This is a genomic window from Candidatus Abyssobacteria bacterium SURF_5 (assembly GCA_003598085.1).
Taxonomy (GTDB): domain Bacteria; phylum Abyssobacteria; class SURF-5; order SURF-5; family SURF-5; genus SURF-5.
This window is the reverse complement of record QZKU01000111.1, coordinates 22,277-28,551: the sequence shown is the minus strand read 5'-3', so window position 1 is coordinate 28,551 and position 6,275 is coordinate 22,277. Positions and strand designations below refer to the sequence as shown.

The 6,275-nt window shown below is 55.1% G+C and carries 8 protein-coding genes; 4 read left to right on the top strand and 4 right to left on the bottom strand.

Features of this window, described 5'->3' with window-relative positions:
* Positions 1-152 precede the first annotated feature (152 nt).
* From C4520_15830 to C4520_15815, 4 genes are all read left to right on the top strand, one after another.
* Positions 153-377 (top strand): hypothetical protein, encoded by a 225-nt coding sequence (locus C4520_15830; protein RJP17753.1) that lies wholly within the window; start codon positions 153-155, stop codon positions 375-377.
* A gap of 129 nt (positions 378-506) precedes the next feature.
* Positions 507-1,340, top strand: coding sequence for a 4Fe-4S dicluster domain-containing protein (locus C4520_15825; protein ID RJP17752.1), 834 nt, complete (start codon positions 507-509; stop codon positions 1,338-1,340).
* A gap of 58 nt (positions 1,341-1,398) precedes the next feature.
* A complete protein-coding gene (locus C4520_15820; protein ID RJP17751.1) occupies positions 1,399-1,686 on the top strand; it encodes a 4Fe-4S ferredoxin in 288 nt (95 codons plus the stop codon).
* A 33-nt stretch (positions 1,687-1,719) separates the two neighbouring features.
* Entirely contained in the window at positions 1,720-2,346 is a 627-nt protein-coding gene (locus tag C4520_15815; GenBank protein ID RJP17750.1) for a hypothetical protein, read from the top strand.
* A 28-nt stretch (positions 2,347-2,374) separates the two neighbouring features.
* Here C4520_15815 and C4520_15810 read toward each other — a convergent pair whose 3' ends face one another.
* The 4 genes from C4520_15810 to C4520_15795 all read right to left on the bottom strand — a co-directional run bounded on the left by C4520_15810 (position 2,375) and on the right by C4520_15795 (position 6,120).
* On the bottom strand, positions 2,375-3,424 hold the full coding sequence (locus C4520_15810; GenBank protein RJP17749.1) for a tetratricopeptide repeat protein: 1,050 nt from the start codon (positions 3,422-3,424) through the stop codon (positions 2,375-2,377).
* On the bottom strand, positions 3,421-4,479 hold the full coding sequence (locus tag C4520_15805; protein RJP17748.1) for an MCE family protein: 1,059 nt from the start codon (positions 4,477-4,479) through the stop codon (positions 3,421-3,423). Before C4520_15805 ends, C4520_15810 begins: the two co-directional genes overlap by 4 nt.
* A 64-nt stretch (positions 4,480-4,543) precedes the next feature.
* Positions 4,544-5,311 (bottom strand): ATP-binding cassette domain-containing protein, encoded by a 768-nt coding sequence (locus C4520_15800; protein ID RJP17747.1) that lies wholly within the window; start codon positions 5,309-5,311, stop codon positions 4,544-4,546.
* Positions 5,312-5,334: 23 nt separating this feature from the next.
* The gene (locus C4520_15795; GenBank protein ID RJP17746.1) at positions 5,335-6,120 is read right to left on the bottom strand and encodes an ABC transporter permease; all 786 of its coding nucleotides are present in this window, start codon (positions 6,118-6,120) and stop codon (positions 5,335-5,337) included.
* Positions 6,121-6,275 lie beyond the last annotated feature (155 nt).

The window sequence follows — 6,275 nt, the reverse complement described above, 5'->3', positions numbered from 1 at the left end:
TCATCTCCAAAACCACAAAGGAAACCCAACAGAGCCAATAAGAAGGAGCAGTCAGCAAAAATCCGCCCCCAAGGGCCGATTTAGATGCGTAAGCCCTAGACTCCGGGTGGATATCCTTGCATTCGCTGTAAAGAGTGTGGTAAAATTTTCCCGTGTCCTCAGAGGACAATCCGAGTTTTATGCATCTGGGCCATCTACACGAGTCGGCAGAACAGAACCCCGAGCTCGCCCTGCGGCATTACGGGCGAGCTATAGAATTCTTACGAGCAGGAGACAAAGCGAGGGCTTCCGACGAGCTCCGGCAGGTGCTCCGGTACGATCCTGATTTTTCGGAAGCGCTGGCGCGGTTGGGAAGTCTTTCCTCCGGCGGCGAATGACGCTGTCTGCTTCGTTTTATTTTTGGATGCATGCGCGGAGGAAAAGCGGAGGGATCTTCCCGTCCATGTCGCAGCGAGAATAAACCTCCTGCACGATCAAGGGAATGGGATTCCGGAGGGAGGAGCACGATGTGTCGTTTTTGTGAAGAATACGGTAACGGCGGAAAATGGTATTTGAATCCTTCCAATTATGCTCGCCGCTTGTATAAGATACGGAAGGACGCGGAGGAGGCACTGGGCGTCGAGGCCGATCCACAAGCCGCGGGAATGGGGGGCGCGGCAATCAATGAGATTATCCGCCTGCGCTCGGCAGGAAAACGCGATGAAGAGGAGCGAGTAAAAAAAGAGGCCCTCGAGGAAGCGTACGGGCGTCATTTTGCACAGGTGGTGACCCTTGAGGAGACCAAGCAGATTTTCGACATAGCATATCCGATTGCCCGGATGACCTGTGCTTGCAGGCGCGCATCGATCGCGTTGCCGGACGAACAGAATTTCACGTGTATCGGGATCGGGCCGGGCATGTATAAATGGGAGCGATGGCCGGAGACGTATCGGGGCGGCGTAGAATTCATGTCGCCGGCGGAAGCGAAGAAATGGGCTGATGTCGCCGACGAGGCCGGGCTGGTTCATACCGTTGATGTGTTCGGACTGCCCTACATCGGGGGCATGTGCCAGTGCGAGTATCCCGGCTGCGTGGCAATCCGCAACCGAGTCGATTACGACTTCAAGTTTCTGCTCAAAGGGGAGCATGTGGCGGAAGTCGACCCTGAGAAATGCATCGGCTGCAAGAAGTGCATATCGCGGTGCCACTTTCGGGCCATGTATTTCAAGATTTTTGCTGAGAAGGCCGCGATCGACATGACGAGGTGCTTCGGGTGCGGGCTGTGCGCGAGCGTGTGCCCGACGAAGGCAATAACTCTTTCCGAGCGAAGCGGTTTTCCGGCCTTGGCCGCTAATTGGTAGCTCGTGTGAGCTGCCGCTTTGGGCGAAGTCGCTTTGGGAAGAACCGGAGGAATGTTGAATGCTTCCAGTCATAACCGTCGATAATGAGAAATGCATCGGGCCGTTAGATTGCGGGAACTGTCTGCGGACGTGTCCAATGATGGTTTTTATCACCGGGCCTACGAAGATATGGAAATTCCGCGAGACCGATCGGAAAGATTATCAAGTATATGCGCGCTATTACGATCAGTGCATTACGTGCCGCAAGTGCGAGGAAGGATGTCCGGGAGAAGCGATAACGGTTTCTGTTGCCGGCATGGCGGATGCGCCCGCCGGCGACTCGATGGAGGCGCCCTCGCCGGAATAATCGATCCGCAACGCATATGGAGGAGTTGATAAGATGGCGGAGAAGAAGGTAAAACGAAAGAGCACGGAGGCCGCAAGGAAGAAAATCGGCCCGAGTGATGAGATTGCAGCCGGCAGACGCCTGAAACTCGAAGAAGGAGTGTCTCGCGATTTTGATATGCCGAAGGAGATGGCGGAGGAGATGTCGGCCGCTTTCAGTTTTGCGGATCTTGCGGAGAAACTGCGGGATAAGGGTGAGAGTGAAGCGCGAAAAGCTTTTGACGAATTCGGCCGGGGCGTCATGCAGAAAGTGTTTGAATTGGCGGATGGCAAGTACAAGGATCGGACGGCCGAGATGATCGAGGTAGTCGCCAAACAGACCGGTATCCGGTTCCCGCATCAACTGCAGCGCTACATCGAGCTTTCCGTCCTGTCGCTGCGGCCGCAGGACAAATGGAACGTCACTCTCTCGACTACTCACGAGTTGAAATTTCAGGAATACGGCTGCGCGCTGCACGCGGCGCTTTCGGCGGCGGGTATAAATCTCGAGGGGCTTCCCTGCGGCGCAAGTTGTATTGCGGGATTTATTGAGGCAGCGAAGTCTTTATCCTTGAAAATGAGGGTTGCTCACACGGCGAAATTGCCCGAAGGGTGTTGCGAGTTCACGTTCTATCCGCTCTAAGGGCCTCTTGGTTGAGGCGAGATTCAAGTTACAGCGAATTCAACTCCGAAACGACCATCTCATCCAATTCTTTCAACCCTGCCGCGGAAGCCAGTTCATGCGCGGTTTCCAGATGTTCCTGCGCTTTCTTCACGTCTCCGGTCTTTTGTCTTACCAATCCCATTCTGTAGAGGGTTTCAGCCATGCGGCGGTCATTCTGATGGAGGCTGAAAATGTCGAGCGCTCTCGTGTAATAGCGAAGGGCGCTTGCATAATCCTCCTTGACCTGATAAGCGGCGGCGATATTAAAGAGGTCGATCCCGATGGCGGTTGAGGCTTCGAGCTGCTTGTCGATTTCGAGGGCGCGCTCATAGAGATCGAGGGCGGCATCCGGGTCATTCATGGCGAGGGAAAGCGTTCCCAGATTCGTCAGATTTTCCGCGACGGCGAGTTGATCTCCAACGTTTTCATTCAGTTTCAACGCTTGCTGATAAAGGTCCTTCGCCTCTTGCAGATTTCCCTTTTCTTTCGCGAGTATCCCCAGATTATTCAGCACTTTCGCCCGAAGAGCCGGCAATTTGTTTGACTCGGTAATCTCCAGCGCATCCATTAAATTTCGTTCGGCCTGCCCTTTTTGATTCAGTGCTGAATAAGCTGAAGCCACGTTGACCTGCGCGGTTGCAATCCCTCGAGGACTATTGAGGGCGGCATAGGCGGAAAGCGCCTTTTGGAAACTGTCGAGCGCCCGCTCGGTTTTGCCCTGCTCGAGGTAAACGGCGCCGATGTTGTTGTGGGCTTCGGCGACGCCCTCCCGGTAGTCAACCAGGATGCTGCTGCGCAAAGCCTCGTTGAATTTGCCCAAGGCGCCGACATTATCGCCCTTGCGATACAATTCGATCCCCCTGCTCATTTGTTCGCCCGCCCGCTCGATCTGGGTTGGGGGCGGCGTCACGCGCGCGCAGGAAGAGAATGCAAAGGCACATAAGCATGCGCAAGCGGTGAGGAGAAGGAAGGCGCTTCTTCTGCGGATGCATTGAGCATTCAGGAGAGAAGAGCGCGCGAGAGAGCATTTGTGCATCACCACATGCGCCGCACTCATTGGGCCACCTCGGGGCGAGCCGTATCGCGCTCACCGACCGCCATTGGTCCGGCCGCGGGTGGCGGTTTGGGGCCGCCGAAGAGCCAGCTTCTTCTTGCGGCCTCGATAACCTCTTTCGCTTCGCCAACCCCCTCATCGGCGGATTCGACCAGCGGTGCGAGCCGCGGGGTGACCTCTTTAATGTCTTCCGAAGCCGCTTTCAGATTTCCCGTTATGGCCTGCGCATCTTCCATAACGACTTTTCCGGAACCCATGAGCTGATAAAGCTCAGTCGCGGCGGCGGAGGCATCTACAGAAAACTCTTCCATCTTCTGCAAGGAGGTTTTCAGGTTTTCCATAAGCGATGGGAGGTCGGAAGAGGCCATTTGCGCATTGGCTGATACCGTTCTGAAATTATCCATGGTTTCCTGAGTGGTGTCGAGGACTTCGTTGGTTTTTTCATAGAGATCGTTTCGCTGGACGAGTGCGCCGATGGTGCCTTCCCCCTGCCGCATATTGTCGGTCATGATTTTGATATTTCGCAAGATTGTGGCGACGTCGCTGTCGGGGCTGGCGAGCCGATCGGTGAGGGCGGAGATGTTTCGCATGGTGTTTTCGAGATTCTCCATGGTGGGCCGCGCCGCTTCGAGGGCGTCGGTCAACTCGACAAACTCCTGCGTCTTGATCACGCCGTCGGGCGGAATAATCTGTTCGTCTTCCGAGCCGACAGTGATGGCGACATAGCGGTCTCCCATGAGACCGAACGTTTTAATGGAGGCGATGGAATCGGCGCGAATGCGCTGCATCTGACTTTTTGTGATGCTCATGACCACCTTGACTTTATTGTTTGGCCCGAACGTGATGTCCTTGACGTATCCGACGGTTATGCCCGCCAATTGCACATCGGCGCCCGCCTGCAGTCCGCCGACCGATCCAAAGAAGCCCTGTATCTGATACCGCTCCTGAAAGATGTTCTGTTGTCTTCCGATAAAAATGACGAGGACGAGCAGCAGCAAGAGTGACGACAGGACGAAAAGGCCCACGATCGTTTCCGTCATTCTCCTTCGCTTAGCCATCCATCCACCTCCTGAATATACTCCATAATGTCAGACGCAAAAATGCCTTCATGCGGCAGCCGCCTCACCGGCGCAACGAACTTGCCTCGAGGAACTCCTGCACATACTCGTTCTCGCTCTTCATCATCTCATCCATGGCTCCCACGAAAATGAATTTGCCCTCGTGCAGGAGTGCGACTCGATCGGCCACGATACTTGCGCATATCAGGTCATGCGTAACTACGATGGAGGTAACCTTTAAATCCAATTGGAGCCGGTGAATGAGTTCCGATATCTGCTTTGCAAGGATGGGGTCGAGGCCGGTCGTCGGCTCATCGTAAATGATGATGCGAGGATCGAACGCGAGCGCCCTCGCGAGCGCGGCTCTTTTCTGCATTCCTCCGCTCAATTCGGCGGGCATTTGATCTTCGACATTCTCAAGGCCTACCAGCCTCAATTTCTGAATAATTCTCTCATGGATTTCGCGCTCGCTTAAATCCGAATGGTGCTCGAGGACAAACGAGATGTTTTCGCCGATCGTCAAGGAATCATAGAGGGCCGATCCCTGGAAGAGGAATCCGATTTTCAGGCGAAGCCGATCCCATTCCTCATCATTCGTGAACGCCGTCACGTCCTGACCTTCGATAAGAATGCGACCTTCATCCGGCTCCATCAGGCCGACCAGAATATTGATGAACACGCTCTTGCCGCTGCCGCTGGCGCCGAGAATAACGATAGTCTCTCCCTCGGCTATGCTCAGATCGACGCCATCGAGAACGGCGTGATCATTGAAACTTTTCTTCAGCCCCTCAATGGCTATCAAAGGGGCGCTGCGTGAACCTTCATAGTTCATAAAGGAAACGGATGTCCAGTTGCCTATTCTCCGAAAATGATTATCATGATGCGGGTGAGCACGACGTCCGAGATCATGATCATCAATGAGGTGGAGACTACGCTTGCCTTGGTTGAATTTCCCACGCCCTCGGTTCCGCCCGTAGTCTTGAAACCATAATAGCTGGCGACTGTCCCGATAAGCATGCCGAAGAAGATCGTCTTAAGGAGGCCTGGAAGCACATCGACATAGCCGATATAGGTTAACGTGTACGACATGTACAGATGGTAGCCGATGTTCCCCTGCACGATGCCGATGAGGAGGCCGCCGCCGATGCCCAGGATGTCCGCGATCACGGCGAGCAGGGGCACGGCGATCATGCACGCAACGATTCTCGTCACCACCAGATACCGGATGGGATTAACGGCGGAAACGGTCAGCGCGTCGATCTGGCGGGTCACCTTCATCGAGCCGATTTCGGCGCTGATGCCCGAGCCGGCGCGTCCGGCCACCATGAGTGCGGTCAGGACCGGCCCGAGCTCTTTCACCACGGCAAGGCCGACGACGACGGCGACGTAATTGACGGCACCGAACGTTTTGAGCGTGCCGATGGTTTGCATGGCCATTACCATTCCGACCGAGAGCGCCACCGTCGAGGTGAGTAACAGCGATTTCACTCCGATGCTGAAGACCTGGCGAATCGTTTCCCGGAAGTAAAACTGAGGGGTAACCGCCTTGCCCATCGCGTCGGCCCAGAACAAGAACATCCGGCCGGCGGAGTTGGCATACGTGATAAAGTCACTGCCCAGCGCGCGCGGCAGGTTTTTCATGCGAGGTTTCCTGCTGTTTTGCGGGGAAATTTGACATCGCGAGCAACCCAGCGTAAATTATACAACAATTGCAATGACAAGTCTAATCAGAAGCTCATCTTCCGGAGGCGGTGCGCGAGTGGAGGAGCGGCTCTGTTTTTGACATCGGTTGGTTA